Origin of the sequence: Exiguobacterium sp. s193, from assembly GCF_018618755.1 — a bacterium.
Classification (GTDB): Bacteria; Bacillota; Bacilli; order Exiguobacteriales; family Exiguobacteriaceae; genus Exiguobacterium_A.
Window position 1 is genome coordinate 415,670 of record NZ_JACSMR010000001.1, and the last position, 21,812, is coordinate 437,481.

A 21,812-nucleotide genomic window follows, 5' to 3' on the forward strand; every position below is an offset into this window, starting at 1 on the left:
TTATAAGAGGTGTTGCTCGTGTCGACTGAACGTCTTTGGCAATTGGCTCGTTTCATCGGTGTCATACTCGCCTTGTTTCTCACAGGTTGGATCATCATCCGCTTATCGTCGTTGATGTATCCGTTCGTCTTCGCTTTTTTGTTAGCTTTACTCAGTCGTCCGCTTGTCGACTTTTTTCAAAAACGCCTTCGCATCAACCGCGGATGGGGTGCCTTATTATCAATCATTTTAATGAGTGGTCTCTTGATTGGTTCCCTCGTCTTAATCATCATGCAGCTGATTCGCGGACTCGTGTTTGTCGCTAATCAATTACCGGCACAGATTCAAGAGCTGAGCTTTTATTTCCAGACGCTCTATAATGATAAATTGGCACCGATGTGGAACGACGCCTCCGAAGCGCTCCGGTCACTTGGTCCATCGCAGCAAAATACCGTTCAAAATAGCATTGAATCGCTCGGAAGCTCACTTGCAAGCTTCATTGGTGAAGGCTCAAAAAGTATCGCAACCGTGCTCCAAAGTATCTTAGCGACTTTACCTTCGATTGCCTTGATTCTCGTCATTGTTTTGCTTGCCTGGTTTTTCCTCGCGAAAGACTGGCACAAATATGAAATCCGGATGAAACAGTATGAGATGTTTCCCTGGTTCGCCCGGGCAGAAACCGTCGTCTCGAGCCTACGTTCGGCATTGTTCGGATATATGAAGGCGCAGTTGACCTTGATTACGATTACTTTTTTCATCGTCTTAATCGGTCTCTTGATTCTTGGTGTCGATCATCCATTCGCGATTGCCTTCATTGCCGCCTTTTTTGACATCCTGCCTTACCTTGGTACGGGGTCCGTCTTTTTACCCTGGATTGCTTACTCAATCATCACGGGGAATACGGGTCTCGCGATTGGACTCGGCATTCTTTATGCGGTCGTCATTTTACAGCGCAATATCATGGAACCGAAAATCGTCGGTGACAACATCGGCATCCAACCGATCACCGCATTGATTGCCCTATTCGTCGGCATTAAGTTCTTCGGCGTCTTCGGTCTCATTCTCGGACCACTCGTCGCTGTCATCATTAAAGCCTTATATAATGCCCAAATCTTCCATTACTTATGGGACTTTATTAAAGGATCACCCACACCATTCCGGTGAGGGTGATTTTTTAGGTACTGCCGCATATAATGGATGCCCCGTCGAATCGACCGGTCGATCACTTGGCATATATTCCACCGGACAGGTCGCAGCGACGGCAAGCAGACAGGCATCGATCCAGTCGTCCGTCGCGACACCCGCTATCCGCTGTTCCCAAAATGCCGGGCAACCATACTGCTGTAAGAGATGGATGCGTTCATTGACTCCGTCAATCGTCTTTTTGTTATGTCGGGCCGGTCGTCCCGTCAGGCGGGCAAAACAGACTTCCGGATGCGCCTCATGCATGCCGGTTCGGTAGTAGCTCCGGGCTTCCCGAATCTTCGGTAACAAGTACCAAGCTTGTTTTGATAAGCCGAGTCCTGCAATTTGTTTTGACTGCTCGTTTGCGGTTGCATAGTCCTGCGCGTCAAGCGCTGTCACTAAAGGCGCATTAAACACACTGCTTGTCCGCCCCGGCTTCAACTCGTCTCGTAACAGCTGATCGACAAGACGTCGCACTCCTGTCTCAAGTCCGATTGGCATGTCGATGTAGAGCACGTCGGTCGGTTTCAATTGCTCGAGCTGCTCGACGATTTGATAGGAAAACCGTCCCTCTTCAATCGAGACGGCGACCCAGCCGGCTTTTGCCGCATCAATCCCGGTGACGTGCATTCGTTTTCTCCCGGAATGATTTCATCAGTGACAAAATCGTGAAGACACCTAAAAAGGTAGCCCACGCTAACGAAACTTGTGTCCTTGACTCCACATACCAGACGATGCTGAGCACCGTCATGACAAGTAAGAGTAAATTCAGACGTTTCATCCTTCTTGTTCAGCGAAGCGGTACAGGCTACGGACCATGACACCCGTCGCCCCTTTTGGACCAAGCTCTGACGCTGCATTTTGCTCGGATGTTCCAGCAATATCAAGATGGAGCCATGGTGTTTTTCCGACGAATTCACCGACGAACGCTCCGCCAAAGATCATGTGTCCCATCCGTCCTGGTGAGTTATTTAAATCAGCGACTTCCGACCGGCGCACTTGTTTGATGAATTGATCGACGTATGGCATCTGCCAAATCATTTCATTCGTTTCTTTTGTGATAGTTTCAAAACGGCTGTACAAAGCTTGGTCGTTCGTCAATGCTCCTGTGATTTCTGTTCCTAGCGCTACGAGTACGCCACCTGTAAGCGTCGCAAGGTCAATGATCATCTTCGGATTGTATTCTTTTGCATAGGTGACGGCGTCGGCTAAGACAAGACGACCTTCCGCATCCGTATTCAAGACTTCAATCGTTTTTCCAGCCATCGATGTAATGACATCGTCCGGTTTGAATGCATCACCTGAAATCATGTTATCCGTTGCCGGAATCACCCCGAGGACGTTGACGTTCGGTTTGAGGCGACCGAGTGCTTCAAATAAACCGAGTACAGCTGCCGCTCCACCCATGTCACCCTTCATACCGACGATTCCATCTTTCGGTTTAATCGAGTAACCACCCGTATCGAACGTGACACCTTTCCCGACGACGGCGATTGGTGCTGCGGCTCCTGCTCCCTTGTATTCGAGGACGATCATTTTTGGTGGTACGGTCGAACCTTGGTTAACAGCAAGCATCGCACCCATTCCGAGTGCTTCCATCTCTTCTTTTTCAATAATTTTTAACGCATGTCCGTGACGTTCTGCAATGAAACGAGCTTCTTCCGCGAGTGCTGGAGCCGTCAAGATGTTCCCAGGCATCGTCACGAGACGACGTGCTAAATTCGTTGCTTCAGCGAGTGCCTCACCACGGACGACCTCTTGCTCCCCTTCATCCGACCAAATCGTCAAATCAAGTTCGTACGAAGCGTTTGGTCCTGTTTTATAGTGCTTGACGTCATATGTAGCAAGTGAAAACGTCTCTGCGATCAGTTCGACCGGTTTTCCTGGGAATGTCGCAGCATCGACCGTTACGCTAGACAGTTTCCGTGTTTTCAAGAACTGAGCGGCTTTCCCGAGTAGACGACGTAATTCATCGTGCGACAGACGGTCCGCTTTCCCCAGTCCTACGAAAAGGACGCGGGCAACGTTTCCTGTCAAAGTCGGCAATAAACGGAGTTCGCCTTGTTTTGTCGAGATATCGCCACCCCGGACCCACTCTTCAAAGCGCTCCGGATAGAGTGCTTGAATCCGTTCTTCCATCTGTGCGTTTCCTGAAATACCGACGACAAGTACTTCGACAGCTGTTTCCTGGTTTACTTGTTTCAATCGCATCTTTAAAATCCCCCTTTTAGTCATACTAATTAGTATGAAGTGTTTCATGTTATTTTCCAACTGATAGCCTTCAACAACGATGAAAACGTTCTCATTTTTAGCGTTCGTTAATTTGTCGAAATGCACGGCTTCAAACAATTGTTGCCCGTTTCACAATGTGATAGGATTAACAGGTGAAAAGGACAGGCACTTCATATAAACGTTCATTTTGGTAACGACAGAAATGTCTACGTTTTCATTCAAAGGGAGAGTTCGCAGCCGACCCGTTAAGAGAGATGCGTTTATGGGTATCTATAGATAGCAGAGAATCGACGTCGCTGCGGCGAAAAAAATTACTGAAAAGAGGGTAATGCACATGGCACAGCATATCAAAGGAATTGGCGCTTCTGCAGGGATCGCGATTGCAAAGGCATTCGTGATGGAAACACCTGTCTTTGACATTCCAACGAATAAAATCGAGGATACAGCAGCTGAACAGGAACGTTTCCAAGCAGCAATCGCTCAATCAAAAGGTGAACTCGAAATCATCCGTGAAAACACATTAAAAGAACTTGGTGCAGACAAAGCAGAAATCTTCTCCGCTCACTTATTGATTCTTGAAGATCCTGAAATCGTCAGCCAAGTTAACGCAAAAATCGCAGACGATAAAACAAATGCAGCACAAGCACTCGACGAAGTCGCTCAAATGATGGTCAGCATCTTTGAATCGATGGATAACGAATACATGCGTGAGCGTGCAGCTGACGTCCGCGACGTAACAAAACGGACTATGGCGCACCTTCTCGGTATTACATTCGTCACTCCTGCGCAAATCAACGAAGAAGTCATCATCATCGCAGAAGACTTGACGCCTTCAGATACTGCCCAACTCAACCGGAAGTACGCAAAAGGTTTTGCGACGAACATCGGTGGACGGACTTCGCACTCGGCGATCATGTCACGTTCTCTTGAAATCCCGGCAGTTGTCGGGACAAAAGTCGTCTTGACTGAAGTCAAACACGGTGATTTCTTGATTCTTGACGGAGCAGAAGGCGATGTCATCGTCGACCCTTCAAGCGAACAAATTGCAGAGTACGAAGAAAAACGCTCCGCATATATCGCTCAAAAAGAAGAGTGGAAAAAACTTAAAAACGAAAAAACAGTTACAGCAGATGGTCATCACGTCGAGCTTGCAGCGAACATCGGAACACCAAACGATGTCAAAGGTGTGCTTGAGAACGGTGCAGAAGCTGTCGGTCTTTACCGGACGGAGTTCCTCTACATGGATGCGGAAACGTTCCCGACCGAAGATGAGCAATTCACAGCATACAAAACAGTTCTCGAGTCGATGGGCGATAAAAAAGTCGTCATCCGGACACTTGATATCGGTGGAGATAAAGAACTTTCATACCTGGACCTTCCACACGAAATGAACCCGTTCCTAGGATACCGTGCAATTCGTCTTTGCCTGGACCAAACAGACTTGTTCCGGACACAACTTCGTGCGTTGCTCCGCGCAAGTGCATACGGCAAACTTGCTGTCATGTTCCCGATGATTGCGACACTTGAAGAATTCCGTGCAGCAAAAGCGTTACTTCTTGAAGAAAAAGCGAACCTGCAAGGTGAAGGTGTAACGGTTTCTGACGACATCGAAGTCGGGATGATGGTCGAAATTCCAGCGACAGCAGTCATGGCGAAACAATTCGCGAAAGAAGTCGACTTCTTCTCGGTCGGCACAAACGACTTGATTCAATACACAATGGCAGCAGACCGGATGAACGAAAAAGTATCGTATCTTTACCAACCGTTCAACCCTGCTATCTTGAACCTCTTGAACAACGTCATCACAGAAGCACACAAAGCCGGTAAATGGGTCGGTATGTGTGGTGAGATGGCTGGAGAAGAACTCGCACTTCCAATCCTCCTCGGACTCGGACTCGACGAATTCTCAATGTCTGCTTCTTCTGTCCTTCGCGCACGTAGCTTGATGACGCGCTTGAACAAAACAGAGTGTGAAGCAATCGTTGATCAAGTACTCGATATGGATACAGCGGAAGACGTCGTCAACTTCCTCAGCACGACATTCGATATCAAAAAATAAGATTTTTCGGACATGCCTCATCCTGGGGCGTGTTTTTTTGTCGTGTCAAAAAGAATTACTGCTTCTCGTTAGTAGTGTCCAACACAAATAAAGGACGGATTTTAAAATCCGTCCCACTGTTTGCGTTTTTAAAGAACTCCTTTGGTGCGGGAGATCAAGCGTCTTTTTTCGTTGCTTTCCTCGGGCGAGGCGCAATCCGTCTCGAATCGCTTAAGAACCGCGAAAAGCAATCGGTCTCGATCCTAACTTTGCTGTAGCAGCGCGACCGATTTCCACTTTGAAGACGAGGCGAGACAGGGAAGCGCGAACGGATTGCCTCTTGATGTCGCATGTTCACGCTTCATAAAAGTTTGTCTACACGCTGAGCACAGGTGTAAACTGCGCTGTCAGAGACAAACAAAACTCGCTTTCTTGCCCACATGGGGCTGGAAAGCGAGTGCATATCCAAATGATTTCTTTTGAGTCAAATTTTGTTCGTTGACCTTCTTTTTATGCTTGCTTTGTTTTCGGTCGTTCGCCTTGTTCTTCTTTTAAGATCGGCCGTTCATTGCCCATGAAGAACACGAAGATGACACCCAGTATCGCCGGAATCAACGCCCACATGTAAACCGAGGAAATCGAATCCGCAAGTGCCGTTTTAATCGCTGTCGCCACTTCCGGTGGCATCTTCGCAAATGCAGACGCCGTCGGGAATTGCCCTCCTGCTGGAGCATTTCCACTCGGTAATTGTTCACTGATCGATGACGTAAACGTCCGCGATTGAACGATTCCGAGAATCGTTACCCCAAGCGTCATCCCAATCGTCCGGAACGTCGAACCCATCGATGTCGCCGCACCACGACGTTTCATCTCGATGCCATTGATGCCTGCAAGATTCAATAAAGAGAAACTGAAGCCGACACCAAAACCTAAGATGATCATATAGATGGTAACGGCAGTCCGTGTCGTCTCAAGTGACATCGTACTTAATAAATAAACACCGAGAACAAAGAACACAGCCGAGACCATCATGACGTTTCGGAACCCATATTTATTTGGGAGACGTCCTCCGAGTTGCGCCGAAACTACTGAAGCAATCAACATCGGCATCAAGATCAGACCCGAGTTTGTCGCACTGCCGCCAAAGACACCTTGGACGAAAATCGGAATGAAGACACTTGCTGAAATGAAGACGAATCCATAAAAAAATGCAACCCCTTGCGTCGCTGCGAACAGGCGACGACTGAACAGACTGAACGTAATGACCGGATCAGCCGCCCGACGTTCAATCAGACCAAAGAGGATGAACAATGCGAGTGATGCGCCGAATAATCCAAGAATTTGTGGAGAACTCCACGCATACTCTTTCCCACCAAGTTCAAGACCAAGCAAGAACGTGACTAATCCAGCAACGAGTGTCGCGGCACCTGCATAGTCAATTTTTTGTGTCCGGTGAATCGGTGACTCCTTGTAGAATAAAGAAACGAGCGCCAATGCAATTAAACCCAGTGGAATATTAATGTAAAATACCCAACGCCAGTTGATTGCATCTGTCAATACGGCACCGAGCAACGGTCCAAAAATACTTGAAATCCCGAATACCGCCCCAAATAAACCACTGACTTTCCCACGTTTTTCAGGTGGGAAAATATCAAAGATGATTGTAAAAGCGATCGGCATCAAGGCACCGCCACCCAATCCTTGAACAGCACGGTAAATCGATAATTCCGTAATCGAATCGGCAATCCCACAAAGGATGCTTCCTGTGATAAAAAGCAACATCCCGAATAAGAAAAAGCGTTTCCGACCATACATGTCACTTAATTTACCGAAAATCGGCATTCCCGCGACCGTCGCGATCATATAAGCGGACGTGACCCACGCATATTGATCAAAACCGTTCAGCTCACTGACAATCGTCGGCATAGCCGTCGCAACAATCGTATTATCCATTGCCGCTACTAAAATCCCAATCAATAATCCAAGTACGACATACTTTGTTTTTGTTGAAGTCGAAGCCATCGACTCACCTCTTCCTTAAAATATAGCTAATCTTCATAATAGCTAATTCATTGTATCATCATATGTGCACATTCTCATTATTGAATGTTTTCGATTACAAAAAAATCGTATCTGACAAGCTAGTCGGATACGATTTCAGGCTGTAGACAACGTGCCATCGGGAGATCAAGCGTCTTTTTTCGTTGCTTTCCTCGGGCGAGGCGCAAGCCGTTACTCCTTGATCCTCACGGACAACGAGCAGGGTCTTGCCCGCCTCTAAAAGTGCGTTAAAGACGCACTTTTCCCCGCAGGAGTCAACGAAACGTGACGCTTTTTAAGTAACACTATGACGGAAAGCCAGTCATGCAAACGGTTTAGGGCGCAATCCGTCTCGAATCGCTCAAGAACCGCGAAAAGCAATCGGTCGCGCCGCTTTGAAGACGAGGCGAGACAGGGAAGTGCGACCGGATTGTCTCTCGTCATCGCATGTTCACGCTTCATAAGCGTTTGTCTACACGCTGAAAATCGTATCCGACAATCCAGTCGGATACGATTTCGAGGTCTACTTATTTTTTAAAAATGACGTTACTTAATTTCATACGTGACTTTTTCTCCAGCCTCAACCGTCCGACCAATATCAACCGTTACTTTCCGGTCTCCACTGTTCGTGACGATGATTGGTGTTAAGAGTGACGGCACGAGTGGGCGAATTTGTTCAAGGTCGACGTTCAGCAACGGTGTTCCTGGCTCAACACGATCCCCTGCTTTCGCAAGTGCTTCAAACCCTTTTCCTTCGAGCGATACAGTATCAATCCCGATATGAATCAAAATCTCGTCTCCATTATCGGCCAAGATTCCAATCGCGTGTTTCGTTGGGAAGAACGTCGTGATTTCACCCGAAACAGGTGAAACGACATACCCTTCTGACGGTTCAATCGCATACCCGTCACCCATCATGCGGCCAGAGAACACTTGATCCGGTACGTCATCGAGCGAACGAATCGTTCCGCTAAGTGGCGAGACGTATCCGTCACTCGGAACATACTCTCCACCCGACCCTGCTAAGTTTTCCCGCTCTTCACCACGCGACTCCGCTCCCGTCGGAACTTGTGGGATTGGGTCCGCTTCTGGTTTTTCAGGAGGCTGGTAGTTCGGATCGTTCATGATTTCTGCCATTTCCGTCTTAATTCCATCTGATTTCGGACCAAAGATCGCTTGGACGTTATCCCCGACTTCGAGTACGCCGGCTGCTCCAAGTTCTTTCAGACGCTCCTTATTGACGCCTGATTTATCATTAACGGTAATCCGCAGACGTGTGATACACGCATCAAGGTGTTTAATATTCGATGGTCCACCAAATGCTTGCAGAATCTCATACGGGAGCTCACCAGCCGTTGCACCAGCTGTTGCCGCCCCTTCTTTAATTGCTTCACGCCCTGGTATTTTTAAATCAAACTTCGTGATGACGAAACGGAATCCGAAGTAGTAGATGACGGCGAAGACTAGACCAACCGGAATGACGAGCCACCAAGCGGTCCGGTTCGGCAAGATGCCGAACAAGGTGTAGTCAATCAATCCACCTGAGAAGGTCATTCCGATTTTAACGTTCAAGATATCCATGATCATAAATGAGAGCCCTGCAAACACAGCGTGGACTGCAAACAATAGTGGTGCAACGAACACGAATGAAAATTCAACTGGTTCCGTGATCCCTGTCAGGAATGATGTTAAGGCAGCGGAGAAATAAAGTCCTTCGACTGCTTTCCGGCGATCTTTCGCAACTGTGTGATACATCGCGAGACAGGCTGCCGGAAGTCCGAACATCATGAACGGATATTTACCGGTCATATACGTCCCAGCTGTAAAGGGTACACCATCTTTTAACTGGGCAAAGAAAATCCGCTGATCACCATTGACGACCGTTCCGGCTTTATCCGTGTACTCCCCAAATTGGAACCAGAAACTCGAGTACCAAATATGGTGGAGACCGAATGGAATGAGTGAACGTTCGACTAATCCAAAGATGAAAGCTGATAACGTTTCATTTGATTCGATGATTGTTTTTGAGAACGTATTGATTCCACTTCCAATCGGCGGCCAGATGAAGGACAGTGCAAAACCAGCGACTAAACTAAATAACGCTGTCGCAATCGGTACGAACCGTTTACCGGCGAAGAATCCAAGAAAGTCCGGTAGTTTGATTTTAAAGAATTTATTATAGCTATACGCGGCAATTAACCCCGCAATGATCCCTCCGAATACCCCCATTTGTAAGGTCGGTATTCCTAATACGGTCGCATACGATAAATCACTTGTTTTTTGTGCTTCTGATACTTTTTCCGGTGTGATTTGTAGGAATGAACTGATAACCTTGTTCATGATCAAGAATCCAACGATTGCGGCAAGCCCTGCGACACCTTCACCATTCGCAAGACCAATCGCAACCCCGACGGCAAACAGTAATCCTAAGTTGGCAAAGATGATATCCCCTGCGTCTTGCATGACACGCCAGATGACGACAAGCGAATCATTTTCGAGAAAAGGCAGATACTGCGTTAAGTTCGGGTTTTGAAAAGCCGTACCAAACGCCAGTAGAAGCCCCGCCGCAGGCAAGATAGCGACCGGTAACATCAATGCTTTACCGATCCGTTGCAACACTCCGAATACATTTTTCCACATCAGTGATTTCCCTCCTTTTTTTGACCAGACTATTTAGTTCATACCCTAAATCTTTCTTTCGCAAAACTATTCACCTTATTTTTTTAGAATACAAAAAAGCGAGCCTCCCCATACTAGGGAGGCTCGTATCCGATAAAACTTAAACTGATTTTTCTTGTTTACGTGTATTGATGACGGCTTGAATTTCAGATTTGATGTTATCTGATTTTGGTCCGTAGATCGCTTGAACGTTGTTACCAACTTCAAGGACACCGGCAGCTCCAAGTTTTTTCAATTCGTTTTTATCGACTTTTGATTTATCGAGAACTTCAACACGAAGACGTGTGATACATGCGTCAAGGTGTTTGATGTTTGATTCAGAACCGAGTGCGTCAAGGATACCTGCTGCGAGCTCAGAACCTTGAGCCAATGACGTTTCTTGTACTTCATCTTCACGACCTGGTGTTTTCAAGTTGAACTTGCGGATCGCGAAACGGAATCCGAAGTAGTAAATGACTGCAAGCACAAGACCGACGACGATGACGAGCCACCACTGCGTACGTCCTGGAAGGACACCGAAGAGAAGGAAGTCAATCAATCCACCAGAGAATGTCATCCCGATTTTAACGTTCAAGAGTTGCATTGTCATGAATGAAAGACCTGCGAAAACTGCGTGTACTGCGAACAAGATTGGCGCAACGAATAAGAATGCGAATTCGATTGGCTCTGTGATACCTGTTAAGAATGCTGTAAGTGCTGCTGATCCAAGAAGACCACCAACGACTGCGCGACGCTCTGGGCGTGCTTCGTGGTACATTGCAAGTGCTGCTGCTGGAAGACCGAACATCATGAACGGGAATTTACCAGTCATGAACGTACCAGCTGTTAATGTCACGTTATCTTTCAACTGTGCGAAGAAGATCGCTTGGTCACCACGGACAAGATCTCCTGCTTTGTTCGTGTACGAACCGAATTCGAACCAGAACGGTGCGTAGAAGATATGGTGAAGACCGAATGGAATCAATGAACGTTCAATGAGACCGAAGACGAATGCTGCAAGCGTCGGGTTTTTCTCCATCATAAAGTGAGAGAATGTGTTCAACCCGTCCTGAGCGAACGGCCATACGAAAACAAGAATTAAACCTGCGAACAATGAAATGACTGCTGTAACGATTGGAACGAAACGTTTACCTGCGAAGAATCCAAGGAACTGCGGCAATTCAAGATTATGATACTTACCGTAAGCCCAAGCTGCGAGTAAACCGATGATGATACCACCGAAGACACCTGTTTGAAGTGTCGGAATACCAAGTACGTTGGCGTAGCCTTGACCGTTAGCAACCATTTCTGGTGTAACGCCGAGCCAAACGCTCATTGTTTTGTTCATGATCAAGAATCCGACGATGGCTGCGAGTCCGGCTGCGCCGTCTCCCGCTAACCCAATCGCGACACCGACCGCGAATAAGAGTGCTAAGTTACCGAAGATGATGTCCCCGGCTGCTTCCATCAATTTTGCAACCTTGATGATTGCATCATTTTTTAAGAACTCGAGTTTTGACGTCAAGTTCGGATTTTGCATCGCGTTACCGAATCCAAGTAAGATCCCGGCAGCTGGCAAAATCGCAACAGGAAGCATTAACGCTTTACCGACACGTTGAAGGACAGCGAAAATCTGTTTGAACATGTGTGTTTCCTCCTTTTGATGTAAAAACTAAAAATAATGAATAATACCAATGACAGGAAGAAAAAAGTCAGACATCCGACCGATTTTTTACAGAAAAAAATCAGGCACGAGCGGATTGTAGAACAAAATACACTTATCCCGTAAAAATATAAACGGAAATAAATCATTTTTGTCCGACTTCCCACTCATGCCTGATCGTATCAGTAACACGTAGTCCGTGCGGTCATTTATCTAAGTCGTACTGCACTAAGCGTTGCAGATGCATCGTAAGATACGTCGCCTCACCGCGCGGTACCGCTTTCTTCAGCTGACGTTCCATGATGGACATCAGCTCCCAAGCAGTATCATAGCACAGGGGATATTCTTCACGCAATAGCTTTTCTACTTTTTCTGGCGCGTCTAGGTACTCCCCATTGGAAACCCTTTCAATCGCCGACCGCAAGTGCCGAATCAAACGCTTATAATCCAGCGATTTCCGGTCGATTTTGATTTGCAGCCGCTGCTCGATATGACTCGCAATTAATCCGACGAGTTGATGATGACGATTAACTTCAAGGACGTCTTTAAAGTTCGTTGCCGAATGAATATGGAGTGCGATGAATCCAGTTTCTGCCGGAGGAAGATAAAAATTCATCTCGGCGCTGATAAATTCAACGATTTCTTCTGCCAGCGCATATTCTTCCGGATATAAGGCTTCGGTCTCCGCTAAAAAGGGATTCGTCACTTCCATACCTTGCTCTAAGCGCTTGAATGTAAACGTCAAATGATCCGTCAGCCCGATATGAATATGTTCATCCACACGTTTTCCGAACCGCGTTTCAATCATCGACACGATGTCATTCATCAAGGCAACAAAGTTTTCATCGACTTGACCGACAAGCGCCTTATATTGGTCTTGCTCTTCTTTATCCTTCAAGGTATAGACTTTTTCTAATTTTTCGAGATCCGTCAGTTGATCGCCTGGCTTCCGTCCGAAGCCAATCCCTTTTGCGAGGATAATGACTTCCTGATTTGCACCAGTCGAACAAATGACGACATTATTATTCAAGACTTTGATAACGTGGTACATTTGTTTATCCATTCGCTCTCAACCCTATCTGCTCTACACATTTTTTTAAAAGACACTGTTTTTATTATAACGTGTTTTAACACACTAAAAAAGCCTACTCACTCAAGTAGGCTTTAAAACATTTGGTAACCGCTTTTCCGTAGGAAACGAATCGACATTCCGGCAATGATGATACCGGCAAGTCCTGCCGCGAACATCGTAACGTCCGCTGTCTGCAGACCCATGATTCGGTCACCTAACGCTGGAATCGCTTTTTTCGCGTTCGTGAAGTATTCAAGCGTCGACTGATTATCAATCATCATGATGATGATGATCGGATATAAGACGAGCATGATCCAGGTGCTGCGTAACAACATGTTTAAAATAAAACCAATACTAAAGAACATGACGAGATAAAGTACACTCCCGATCACGGCTTGGATGATATGCATAATGTTCCCCCTTTAAATCTCTTCGTCTAGTATAACCGACAAAAAAGGCAAATGCACGAGTGTACATTTGCCTAAAAGGTGAACTTAGAATTTACCTTTTTTGATCGCAAGACCAATTTTCTTCAGTTCAAGGAAATGTTTGTTGTCGATGACTTTTTTCATGAACGATGCGTTACGGCCATAAATCTTCTTACCGAAGACCATACCGATTCCATCTTTATGACCAAGTGATGCGACGGTTCCTTTATTTTCATATGTGAACGTCGATGTTTCACGTCCACCGATGAGTGCTGAAATGTTTTCAGCGACTTTATGCGCTTGTTGTGTCGCGATTTGTGCTGTTGGTGGGTATGGACGGTTCGAGCTTGGGTCCATGACCGCTGAACAGTCACCAATCATGAAGACATTATCATGTCCAGGGACACGTAGGTCTCCTTCGACGACAACACGGTTACGCATTGCTTCAAAACCTGAAGCCGCGACGACGGGGTTCCCGCTGACGCCACCTGTCCAGATGATTGTGTTCGCTTCAATCGTTTCTGTCGTATCACCTTGGAGTGGACCAAACGTAACTGTTCCAGGACCACATTCCTTGATGCCGTTACCGAGTTTGAACTCGATGCCTTGGCGCTCAAGCCATTTGTGTGCGTAGTTGACGAGATCTGCATCAAAACCTGGAAGGACAGTCGGAGCTGCCTCGATGTTGACGACACGAACGAGTTCGCGTGGGATGTCGTATTGTTTACAAAGTTCTGGAATTCGGTTAACGAGCTCACCCATGAACTCGATTCCTGTAAATCCAGCTCCACCGACGACGATTGTCAGAAGTGAACGATCTGTTGAACCAGTCGTTTTGTATTCCGCAAATGAGTAGTCGATGTGTTCTTTGATTTTCCGGACACTGTTCAATGAGCTGATCGTTAGAGCGTTCTCTTTCAATCCTTTGATGCCGAAAGTCTCTGGAACTCCACCAAGTGCAACAACGACGTAATCGTAAGGAACAGCTCCACCGTCTTGAAGTTTCACTGTGTTGCTTGCCGTGTCGACTTTTTCAACAATCCCTTTGACGAGTTTGACGCGTGAAGGATTGATGACATCATTGATATAGATACGTGCTTGTTCTGCTGACATCGTACCTGCCGCAGGTTCGTGCAACCAAGTAGTTTGGTAATGATAGTCGTGTTTGTTGATCAATGTGATGTTGGCTTGATCGACGCCAAGTTTCTTTTGAAGGTTGACTGCTGTGATTAATCCACCGTAGCCGGCTCCAAGAATAACAATGTTAGGTGTGTTCATGTTCTGATACTCCTTACGAATGGTAGTTTTGTTGTGATTTTCTTCACATTCAATTGCAGACGAATGCACAAAAACTTTGTTCAAATAATGTTCACATGTCTATACGCTTATTGAAACACTTTTTCTAATGGATTGCAAAAGAAAATTGTAGATTCCCTAAAAAAATGTGAGATTTCCCTCACTTGCAACATCGCCCCCTACTTCCTATATAATAGGGTTATCCAACTATAGGAGGGAATCAGATGTACCAACCATATGATGTCACGATTATCGGGGGCGGTCCAGTCGGATTGTTCACCGCGTTTTATTCAGGGATGCGTCAGATGAAGACAAAAGTCATCGAAAGTCTCCCGCAACTCGGTGGGCAACTCGCGACGCTTTATCCTGAGAAATATATATACGATATTGCCGGTTTCCCAAAGGTCAAAGCACAGGATCTAGTCGACCGCTTGCTTGAACAAGCCAACGAATTCGACCCGACGTATGTCCTCGGCGAAACCGTCGTCGCTTACGAGCGTCTCGAAGACGGAATCATCCGTCTCGTGACGAACAAGGGAGAACACTTCACGAAGACGGTCATTTTGACGGCTGGAAACGGTTCGTTCGCCGCCCGTCCACTTGGTGTCGCTGACGCTGAACGTTTCGAAACGAGTAATTTACATTATTTCGTTAACGAGATGGACCGCTTCAAAGATCGTCAAGTCGTCTTGCTCGGTGGTGGCGATTCCGCCGTCGACTGGTCATTGATGCTTGAGCCGATTGCGAAATCCGTCACGCTCGTTCACCGTCGGGATAAGTTCCGCGCGCATGAGCATTCAGTCGAACTGCTCCACAATTCATCCGTCAATGTCATGACACCGTATACGCTCGAATCCGTCACGGGTGAAGACAGTATCGAAACCCTGACGTTCAAACATGCGGAAACGGAAGAAGTCATCGTCGTCGGTGCAGATGATGTCGTCTGTAACTTCGGTTTCGTCTCGTCGCTCGGACCGTTAAAAGAATGGGAAGTCGAGTTCGAACGGAATTCGATTCGTGTCAATTCAAAAATGGAGACGGCAATCCCCGGAATCTTTGCCTGTGGTGACATCGCGACGTACGATGGTCGTGTCAAATTGATTGCGACCGGTTTCGGTGAAGCACCGATCGCTGTCAATCAAGCGAAACTACTCGTTGATCCGTCCGCCCGTCATCCGCAACACTCGACAAGCCTGTTCGAAAAAGTAAAAAACCATTAATGGACGTGAAGAAGAAGCATTTCCTCGGTGTAAGCCGAAGCAATGCTTCTTTTTTTGCGATTCCTAAAAATCTGCGTTTTTCTTCACGAAGCAGAAATCGGTAAAGCAATCCGGTATACATATTCCTCTAGCTCTTTTCCCCCGCGTTCAATCACACACTCGGAAACACGGATACCTCCAAGCCGTTCGTAAAAGTGGCAGGCCGGATTATCCGCAAGTACGGCAATGACGAGTGACGTAACACCATGCTCCTCCAACTGACGGACGACACGGTTGACTAAGGCGCGGCCGATTCCGCGACCTTGATACGGACGCAGCAAATAAATCGCGGACAGTTCGCCTTCCGTCGATTCTGTTTGACGTTGCTTCCCGTGGGCAAAACCGATCACGCCCTTCTCGTCAACTGCAACAAAAACCAGTCCATCGACTAACAATTTGCGCCATGTAGCGGCACGCTTTTCTGTCGACAACTGATTGAGGTAGTCGTCCGGAATGATGCCGCGGTAGGTTTCTTGCCACGCTGAAACGTGGACGGTGGCGATTGCTTCAGCGTCGTCTAACGTCGCTCGCCGTATCTGCATCTCGAAAACCCCCTCCCTCAAATTAAAAATCATCCTAATCAAAGTAGGATGATTAGAATGATGTTAAGACAGCGGAATGTTGAATCGTCGTACACGTGTCCCGTCTTCTTTCATAAAAGGCTCCAGTTCTTCTCCACCGTTCGCCTCAATCACGCGACCGGACGCGATGTTGTCTGCACTGCACGTAATCAAGACCGATGTTAACCCGCGTTCTTTTGCGACTTCGAGTGCTTGACGCAGACCTTCTGTCGCGTAACCGCGCTTCCGAGCACTCGGCCGAATCCCATAGCCGATATGACCGCCGATTTGTTTCAACTGATCGTTCAAATCATGACGGAAGTTCACGGCACCGACGATTCGTTCCCCATCATAAAACCAATACGTCGAATGTGTCACCCAGTTTTCCGGGGCCGCCAATGCCTCTTGCTCTTGCTCCGCTAAAAAGTCAGCGAGCGGTAAAAACGTTTTACTGACGACACTTGGGACAATCGGTTCACCTGCTTGTTCCCATTCTGCGACAAAGTCTAAATACTCCGCTTCGAGATGGACGGACGGTTTTACTAACGTAATCATTTGTGTGTTCGTACCTCCTCTTCGATGAGTCGATCGAGCCAATCGTCGACATGTTGGAATAAATAGCCGGATTTTTTCGCTGCTGATGTGTCCATATAGAAATCACGTTCCGGCGCCAGTGGTGATTCATCGTCACCTGTCGTTACGAACGTTGATTCCGTTCCTGCGACACGGTCAATTTTATCCATCACATCTTGAATCGATAATACGCCGTCACTCGCAGCATTCAGTGGTCCCGTCATCGTCGAACGACCACACCATTCAAGGAACGCAGCCGCTTCATAGCTTGAGATATATCCCATCTTCGCATAAAGGTTTTCAGCAACTACAGGCGTCCCTGCGAGCGCACGTTTCACATGGAAGACCAGTCGTTCTGTATAATCATCCGGTCCTAAAACAACCGGGAAACGAACGGCGATGACAGGAAATGTCGCCCGTTGAAAGAAATAACTTTCCGCTTGGCGCTTTCCTTCCCCGTAATCATGTTCTTGTTCTAAATCATATTTCCCGGGAAACGGATTGTAATCCCGCTCCGATAGACTTGCTCCTCCTCCGTCATAGACGGACATCGTCGACGTTAAGATGTAGCGTCCGACCTTTCCTTCGAATGCATCGACGGCAAGTTTTGCTTGATATGGGTTAAAACAAATGTTGTCGTAGATGATATCCCAGTTTTGACTGCCTAAGTCTTTCATCGTACTGCTTGACGTCCGGTCCCCTTTAAAGAATGTCAAGCCCTTCGCGACAGGTGGCGTATGTTCCCCCCGTGTGACAAGCGTCACATCATCCCCGGCATCCGCCAGTCGTAATGCCAGACGTCTTCCGAAATAACGTGTCCCACCAAAAATCAACACTTTTCGCATCGATAGTCCTCCTTCATGATGACGTACTCATTCCGTTGCCTTACTGTCTTCTCTACCCGATTCTTAAAATCCTGTATCGCACGAAAAAACAAAAAAAACGCGGACTCTGAGGTCCACGTTGTGAATTAGCAACCACCGGGTGTTCCGGCGTTCGTCGCTGTTCTGAATGATGTTCCGCAACCGCATGTCGCGATGGCATTCGGATTCGTGATCGTGAATCCGCCACCGAGCATCGATTGTTTATAGTCAATTTCTAATCCTTTGACGACAGGATAGTCTTTTTCATTGACGATGACATTGACACCATGTTGTTCAAATGTCAGGTCCGTCTCCTTTTGGCTGTCGAAACCCATTCCGTAGGAGAGACCACTGCATCCGCCACCTTGAACGAGCATCCGGAGATTTCTTTCATCGTCCGGTGCTTGTTGCATCATCTCTTTGACTTGAAGAGCAGCTGCTTCTGTTAATTGGATCATGTAATCACCTTCCCTTTTTCTATAGTATACGCAATTTCATGCGGATTCGAAACCTAGTTGCTTGAAACTATCTTGAATTCGTTGTATAAATGAATTGTATCAAAAAAATTAAATCGTTCCATCTTCAGGGCAGGGTGAAATTCCCGACCGGCGGTAAACAGACTTTTGTCTGAAGCCCGCGAGCGAATAGGGCGCTATTTGCTGATTCTGTGTGACTCAGGAGCCGACAGTATAGTCTGGATGGGAGAAGATGGCGGCATGTATATAGACTTATTCCGATTTTGCAAATTTCGGATAGGCTTATTTCATTGCGGACTTCTCCCCTGTTGAATTCATTTCAATGGGGGTTTATTTTGGACGCAAGCATGCCAATACTTCATCGAGAGGAACGAAAAAGGAGAATTTACTCGTATGAAACGCACTCAAAAAATGGTCACACTCTCAATGTTAGGTTCAATTTCGTTTGTTCTTATGTTACTCAACTTCCCACTACCTTTTTTACCCAACTATTTAAAAATCGACTTCAGTGACGTTCCGGCGTTGATTGCTGCTATCATGTTCTCACCGGTAGCCGGCGTAATCGTCGAAGCATTGAAGAACGTGCTCTATTATATCTTCCGTGGAAGCGGTGTTCCGGTCGGCGAACTTGCAAACTTCGCAGCTGGTGTCGCTTTTATCCTTCCCGTCAGCTGGTTCTACCATAAAAAGAAATCAACGCAAGGTCTTGCGACTGGTTTAGTCGCCGGAACCATTACGATGGCACTTGGACTTGCGATTCTCAACTATGTGTTGATCCTTCCCGCATACGCTTGGTTCTTCGGGATGGACTACATGCTTGATCCGGCAGTCAAATGGACAACGATCATCGCTGGTATCTTACCGTTTAACATCATTAAGGCTCTCTTCATTTCAGCTCTCTTCATTCCGCTGTTCCTGAAATTAAAACCTTGGATGAACCGTCGTCAACAAGCTGCATAAGTCCTAGGCGCGCCCGCCGACCGACAAAAATCCCCCACTTCACTTGAGGTGGGGGATTTTTTTAGAGTTCATTTTCTTCGATTTTAGCGTAGATGTTTTCTAACAGTTCTTCCGGTGTCTCTCCGATGACGGTTTCGCCGTCAACCAGACAAAAATGATCAAGCGAACAGATGCCACAGTAGCCAAGACAACCATACTCGACGACATCGACATTCGGATCCCGTTCGAGTTGCGCCATGACGACTTGTGTCCCTGCCGCTAAGTTACTGATACAAAATTCAATAATTGGATTCACTTTTTTTCCTCCTTTAAGCAGGAATTAACCTTCCTCATGTCGTATTATACAAGGTCAGACTGATTTAGGGGAACTAAGGGGGATTTTAAGTTATGAAGCAACTAGTCGTTTTAGGTGGCGGATATGGCGGAATGCGGATTTGTGAACGCTTCAAAGATGAAGAGGTCGCGGTGACACTTGTCGACCGCTTGCCGTATCATGCGCTAAAGACCGAGTATTATGCACTTGCAGCAGGTACATTATCCGATCGTGATGTCCGGATTGAATTTCCGGAGGGGAAACATCTCACATATAAATATGGACATGTCGTCAACATTTCACCAGAGACGCATTCTGTTTTCTTGCAAGACGGAACGGAACTTTTTTATGACGATCTCATCATCGCATTAGGTTGCGAAGATAAATACCATAACATACCGGGTGCTCAAGAGTTTACGTACAGCATCCAGACACTTGAAGAATCTCGGAAGACACACCATGCGATTTGTGGGCTATCGCCTGGTGCGACGGTATCGATCGTCGGTGCCGGACTCTCGGGTGTCGAACTCGCAAGTGAGCTCCATGAAAGTCGGAAGGACTTGAAGATTCGTTTATTCGACCGCGGTCCTTCTGTCTTGTCATTTTTATCCGATAAAGTATCATCTTACGTCCAAGAGTGGTTTGAAGAGCATGACGTTGAAGTCATCAACAATTCAAACGTCACACTCGTCACGGCAGATGACGTCCGCAACGGTGAGGATGTCTACCCGACGAACTTGACGATTTGGACAGCCGGAACACAACCGGTCAAAGTCGTCCGGGACCTCGGCTTTGAAGCAGATAGCGGTGGACGGATTAAACTGACGCCGCATCATCACGTGCCGGAACATGAGAATGTATTCGTCATCGGTGATTGCGCCAGCTTGCCATACGCACCAAGCGGGCAACTCGCAGAGCATCAAGCCGATCAAGTCGTTGATGTCCTCGAAGCGAAATGGGCCGGAAAAAAACTTCCGAAATTACCGGAAATCAAATTACGCGGCATGCTCGGGTCACTCGGAAAATCAGATGGATTCGGTATCGTCATGGGTAAACAGGCTCTGACGGGAAAAGTGCCACGACTCTTAAAGTCAGGTGTCTTATGGAAACATAAAAAGATTAAATAAGCACGTCCAAAATCCCCAAAGACCATTTAGGTACTTTGGGGATTTTAGCGTGTAGACAAACTCTTATGAAGCGTGAAGAGAGACAATCCGGTCGCGCTTCAAAAGCGATTCGAGACGGATTGCGCCCTAAACCGTCTGCATGACTGGTTTTCCGTCATAGTGTTACCTAAAAAGCGTCACGTTTCGTTGACTCCTGCGGGAAAAAGCGCGTTTTTGCGCGCTGCCAAGAGGCAGGCAAGACCCCGCTCGTTGTCCGGGAGGATCAAGGAGCAACGGCTTGCGCCTCGCCCGAGGAAAGCAACGAAGAAGAAACAAGCTTTGATCAACCCATACCATTTTTGTCTACATACTGAAATCCCCAAAGACCGTTTAGGCGCTTTGGGGATTTTTAAATGTTAATGAAGTTTACTTGGCAGCCTGATCCAATTTCAAATCAATCGCGCGTGTGACTTTTTTCAATTGAACATACCCTTCGTCAACCATTTCGCCATCGAGCAAGACCAGTGGGTAAAAATATTCGTCGTCTTTTAAAGCATCCACCCAACTGTCGTCTGTCGTCGCCTGTTCAAAATCAACGTAAACAAATGTTAACTCCGTCTCATATTTCCGCCCAAGCACGGCCTGTAACCAGCTGAACGTCTCTTCCGAACTCGGTGCCCCGACACAACTCGGACAGGTCACTGCTGCCCCGTATACCTTGATTTCCATCAGATATCCCCCTTCTTTCGTCTACTCTTTCTCAGTATACAAGTTTTCCAGATTGAGAACATTTTTCAACCCTGTTACAATGAATTTATAAGAAAGGATGTGTTTACGCATGGAAATGTTTGATCAAGTGAATGAAGTCCTCGAAAAATTGCGTCCGTTCCTTCTTCGTGATGGAGGAGACGTTGAGCTCGTAGATGTTGAAGATGGTATCGTTAAACTTCGTTTGATGGGAGCTTGCGGCAGTTGCCCAAGTTCGACAATCACATTGAAGGCTGGTATCGAACGTGCCCTGCTTGAAGAAGTAGCTGGCGTCGTTGAAGTAGAACAAGTCTTCTAATTCTAAAAAAATCCCCGATGACATCCGTCGTCGGGGATTTTTATG

Annotated in this window: 20 protein-coding genes, 1 pseudogene and 1 riboswitch; of the genes and pseudogenes, 6 read left to right on the plus strand and 15 right to left on the minus strand. The window is 46.9% G+C overall.

Translation table 11 applies throughout. The features are described from left to right. Positions 1-18: 18 nt before the first annotated feature. Entirely contained in the window at positions 19-1,143 is a 1,125-nt protein-coding gene (ytvI, locus tag KNQ04_RS01990) for a sporulation integral membrane protein YtvI (protein ID WP_214846947.1), read from the plus strand. Here the strand turns inward: ytvI and KNQ04_RS01995 are convergent. The 3 genes from KNQ04_RS01995 to KNQ04_RS02005 are packed head-to-tail and all read right to left on the minus strand — an operon-like array spanning position 1,123 to position 3,375. Next, entirely contained in the window at positions 1,123-1,794 is a 672-nt protein-coding gene (locus KNQ04_RS01995) for a DUF429 domain-containing protein (protein WP_214846948.1), read from the minus strand. The genes ytvI and KNQ04_RS01995 overlap by 21 nt on opposite strands. Next, entirely contained in the window at positions 1,775-1,945 is a 171-nt protein-coding gene (locus KNQ04_RS02000) for a hypothetical protein (RefSeq protein WP_214846949.1), read from the minus strand. The genes KNQ04_RS01995 and KNQ04_RS02000 overlap by 20 nt, the downstream gene beginning before the upstream one ends. After that, on the minus strand, positions 1,942-3,375 hold the full coding sequence (locus KNQ04_RS02005; RefSeq protein WP_285801158.1) for a leucyl aminopeptidase: 1,434 nt from the start codon (positions 3,373-3,375) through the stop codon (positions 1,942-1,944). The genes KNQ04_RS02000 and KNQ04_RS02005 overlap by 4 nt, the downstream gene beginning before the upstream one ends. A gap of 355 nt (positions 3,376-3,730) precedes the next feature. Here KNQ04_RS02005 and ptsP point away from each other — a divergent pair, with 355 nt between their 5' ends. Beyond that, a complete protein-coding gene (gene ptsP, locus KNQ04_RS02010; RefSeq protein WP_214846950.1) occupies positions 3,731-5,455 on the plus strand; it encodes a phosphoenolpyruvate--protein phosphotransferase in 1,725 nt (574 codons plus the stop codon). Positions 5,456-5,944: 489 nt separating this feature from the next. Here the strand turns inward: ptsP and KNQ04_RS02015 are convergent, their stop codons facing one another. The 6 genes and pseudogenes from KNQ04_RS02015 to KNQ04_RS02040 form a co-directional block, all read right to left on the minus strand. After that, the gene (locus tag KNQ04_RS02015) at positions 5,945-7,456 is read right to left on the minus strand and encodes an MDR family MFS transporter (protein WP_214846951.1); all 1,512 of its coding nucleotides are present in this window, start codon (positions 7,454-7,456) and stop codon (positions 5,945-5,947) included. A gap of 564 nt (positions 7,457-8,020) precedes the next feature. After that, positions 8,021-10,114, minus strand: a complete 2,094-nt coding sequence (gene ptsG / locus KNQ04_RS02020) for a glucose-specific PTS transporter subunit IIBC (RefSeq protein WP_214846952.1) — start codon at positions 10,112-10,114, stop codon at positions 8,021-8,023. Positions 10,115-10,274: 160 nt separating this feature from the next. Next, a pseudogene (gene ptsG / locus KNQ04_RS02025) lies at positions 10,275-11,777 on the minus strand (glucose-specific PTS transporter subunit IIBC); the annotation flags it as partial. Between the two features lie 223 nt (positions 11,778-12,000). After that, positions 12,001-12,858, minus strand: a complete 858-nt coding sequence (gene glcT / locus KNQ04_RS02030; protein WP_214846954.1) for a glucose PTS transporter transcription antiterminator GlcT — start codon at positions 12,856-12,858, stop codon at positions 12,001-12,003. Positions 12,859-12,959: 101 nt separating this feature from the next. Continuing rightward, complete coding sequence (locus KNQ04_RS02035) at positions 12,960-13,277, minus strand: YuiB family protein (protein WP_214846955.1); 318 nt, start codon at positions 13,275-13,277, stop codon at positions 12,960-12,962. 84 nt (positions 13,278-13,361) lie between these two features. Continuing rightward, a complete protein-coding gene (locus KNQ04_RS02040; protein WP_214846956.1) occupies positions 13,362-14,573 on the minus strand; it encodes an NAD(P)/FAD-dependent oxidoreductase in 1,212 nt (403 codons plus the stop codon). 242 nt (positions 14,574-14,815) lie between these two features. Here KNQ04_RS02040 and KNQ04_RS02045 point away from each other — a divergent pair, with 242 nt between their 5' ends. Next, positions 14,816-15,811, plus strand: a complete 996-nt coding sequence (locus tag KNQ04_RS02045) for an NAD(P)/FAD-dependent oxidoreductase (protein WP_029331247.1) — start codon at positions 14,816-14,818, stop codon at positions 15,809-15,811. Between the two features lie 83 nt (positions 15,812-15,894). On the opposite strand, the gene KNQ04_RS02050 is transcribed toward KNQ04_RS02045, so the two are convergent. The 4 genes from KNQ04_RS02050 to KNQ04_RS02065 all read right to left on the minus strand — a co-directional run bounded on the left by KNQ04_RS02050 (position 15,895) and on the right by KNQ04_RS02065 (position 18,304). After that, entirely contained in the window at positions 15,895-16,392 is a 498-nt protein-coding gene (locus KNQ04_RS02050; protein ID WP_214846957.1) for a GNAT family N-acetyltransferase, read from the minus strand. A gap of 63 nt (positions 16,393-16,455) precedes the next feature. After that, positions 16,456-16,965 (minus strand): GNAT family N-acetyltransferase, encoded by a 510-nt coding sequence (locus KNQ04_RS02055; protein ID WP_214846958.1) that lies wholly within the window; start codon positions 16,963-16,965, stop codon positions 16,456-16,458. Beyond that, entirely contained in the window at positions 16,962-17,828 is an 867-nt protein-coding gene (locus KNQ04_RS02060; protein ID WP_214846959.1) for an NAD-dependent epimerase/dehydratase family protein, read from the minus strand. The genes KNQ04_RS02055 and KNQ04_RS02060 overlap by 4 nt, the downstream gene beginning before the upstream one ends. 125 nt (positions 17,829-17,953) lie before the next feature. Next, positions 17,954-18,304, minus strand: a complete 351-nt coding sequence (locus KNQ04_RS02065; RefSeq protein ID WP_029331252.1) for a HesB/IscA family protein — start codon at positions 18,302-18,304, stop codon at positions 17,954-17,956. Between the two features lie 116 nt (positions 18,305-18,420). Beyond that, a riboswitch (FMN riboswitch) is annotated at positions 18,421-18,560 on the plus strand. A 155-nt stretch (positions 18,561-18,715) separates the two neighbouring features. On the opposite strand from KNQ04_RS02065, the gene KNQ04_RS02070 reads away from it, so the two are divergent. Then, complete coding sequence (locus KNQ04_RS02070; protein ID WP_214846960.1) at positions 18,716-19,282, plus strand: ECF transporter S component; 567 nt, start codon at positions 18,716-18,718, stop codon at positions 19,280-19,282. 61 nt (positions 19,283-19,343) lie between these two features. On the opposite strand, the gene KNQ04_RS02075 is transcribed toward KNQ04_RS02070, so the two are convergent. Beyond that, a complete protein-coding gene (locus KNQ04_RS02075; protein WP_214846961.1) occupies positions 19,344-19,577 on the minus strand; it encodes a YuzB family protein in 234 nt (77 codons plus the stop codon). A 92-nt stretch (positions 19,578-19,669) separates the two neighbouring features. Between KNQ04_RS02075 and KNQ04_RS02080 the strand changes: the two genes are divergently transcribed. Further along, positions 19,670-20,722: an NAD(P)/FAD-dependent oxidoreductase gene (locus KNQ04_RS02080; protein ID WP_214846962.1), complete on the plus strand. Its 1,053-nt coding sequence runs from the start codon at positions 19,670-19,672 to the stop codon at positions 20,720-20,722. A gap of 405 nt (positions 20,723-21,127) precedes the next feature. Here KNQ04_RS02080 and KNQ04_RS02085 read toward each other — a convergent pair whose 3' ends face one another. Next, positions 21,128-21,430, minus strand: coding sequence for a DUF1462 family protein (locus KNQ04_RS02085; protein WP_214846964.1), 303 nt, complete (start codon positions 21,428-21,430; stop codon positions 21,128-21,130). Between the two features lie 109 nt (positions 21,431-21,539). On the opposite strand from KNQ04_RS02085, the gene KNQ04_RS02090 reads away from it, so the two are divergent. After that, positions 21,540-21,767: a NifU family protein gene (locus tag KNQ04_RS02090; protein ID WP_012371190.1), complete on the plus strand. Its 228-nt coding sequence runs from the start codon at positions 21,540-21,542 to the stop codon at positions 21,765-21,767. The last annotated feature ends 45 nt before the right edge of the window (positions 21,768-21,812 follow it).

Bases quoted from the DNA above. Each gene is read 5' to 3' on its own strand.
- ptsP (WP_214846950.1), top strand. From the start codon at position 3,731: ATGGCACAGCATATCAAAGGAATTGGCGCTTCTGCAGGGATCGCGATT.
- KNQ04_RS02045 (WP_029331247.1), top strand. From the start codon at position 14,816: ATGTACCAACCATATGATGTCACGATTATCGGGGGCGGTCCAGTCGGA.
- ptsG (WP_214846952.1), bottom strand. From the start codon at position 10,114: ATGTGGAAAAATGTATTCGGAGTGTTGCAACGGATCGGTAAAGCATTG.
- KNQ04_RS02040 (WP_214846956.1), bottom strand. From the start codon at position 14,573: ATGAACACACCTAACATTGTTATTCTTGGAGCCGGCTACGGTGGATTA.
- KNQ04_RS02035 (WP_214846955.1), bottom strand. From the start codon at position 13,277: ATGCATATCATCCAAGCCGTGATCGGGAGTGTACTTTATCTCGTCATG.
- KNQ04_RS02090 (WP_012371190.1), top strand. From the start codon at position 21,540: ATGGAAATGTTTGATCAAGTGAATGAAGTCCTCGAAAAATTGCGTCCG.
- KNQ04_RS02000 (WP_214846949.1), bottom strand. From the start codon at position 1,945: ATGAAACGTCTGAATTTACTCTTACTTGTCATGACGGTGCTCAGCATC.
- KNQ04_RS02065 (WP_029331252.1), bottom strand. From the start codon at position 18,304: ATGATCCAATTAACAGAAGCAGCTGCTCTTCAAGTCAAAGAGATGATG.
- KNQ04_RS02005 (WP_285801158.1), bottom strand. From the start codon at position 3,375: ATGCGATTGAAACAAGTAAACCAGGAAACAGCTGTCGAAGTACTTGTC.
- KNQ04_RS01995 (WP_214846948.1), bottom strand. From the start codon at position 1,794: ATGCACGTCACCGGGATTGATGCGGCAAAAGCCGGCTGGGTCGCCGTC.
- KNQ04_RS02015 (WP_214846951.1), bottom strand. From the start codon at position 7,456: ATGGCTTCGACTTCAACAAAAACAAAGTATGTCGTACTTGGATTATTG.
- KNQ04_RS02055 (WP_214846958.1), bottom strand. From the start codon at position 16,965: ATGATTACGTTAGTAAAACCGTCCGTCCATCTCGAAGCGGAGTATTTA.
- KNQ04_RS02080 (WP_214846962.1), top strand. From the start codon at position 19,670: ATGAAGCAACTAGTCGTTTTAGGTGGCGGATATGGCGGAATGCGGATT.
- glcT (WP_214846954.1), bottom strand. From the start codon at position 12,858: ATGGATAAACAAATGTACCACGTTATCAAAGTCTTGAATAATAATGTC.
- KNQ04_RS02050 (WP_214846957.1), bottom strand. From the start codon at position 16,392: ATGCAGATACGGCGAGCGACGTTAGACGACGCTGAAGCAATCGCCACC.
- KNQ04_RS02070 (WP_214846960.1), top strand. From the start codon at position 18,716: ATGAAACGCACTCAAAAAATGGTCACACTCTCAATGTTAGGTTCAATT.
- KNQ04_RS02060 (WP_214846959.1), bottom strand. From the start codon at position 17,828: ATGCGAAAAGTGTTGATTTTTGGTGGGACACGTTATTTCGGAAGACGT.
- KNQ04_RS02085 (WP_214846964.1), bottom strand. From the start codon at position 21,430: ATGGAAATCAAGGTATACGGGGCAGCAGTGACCTGTCCGAGTTGTGTC.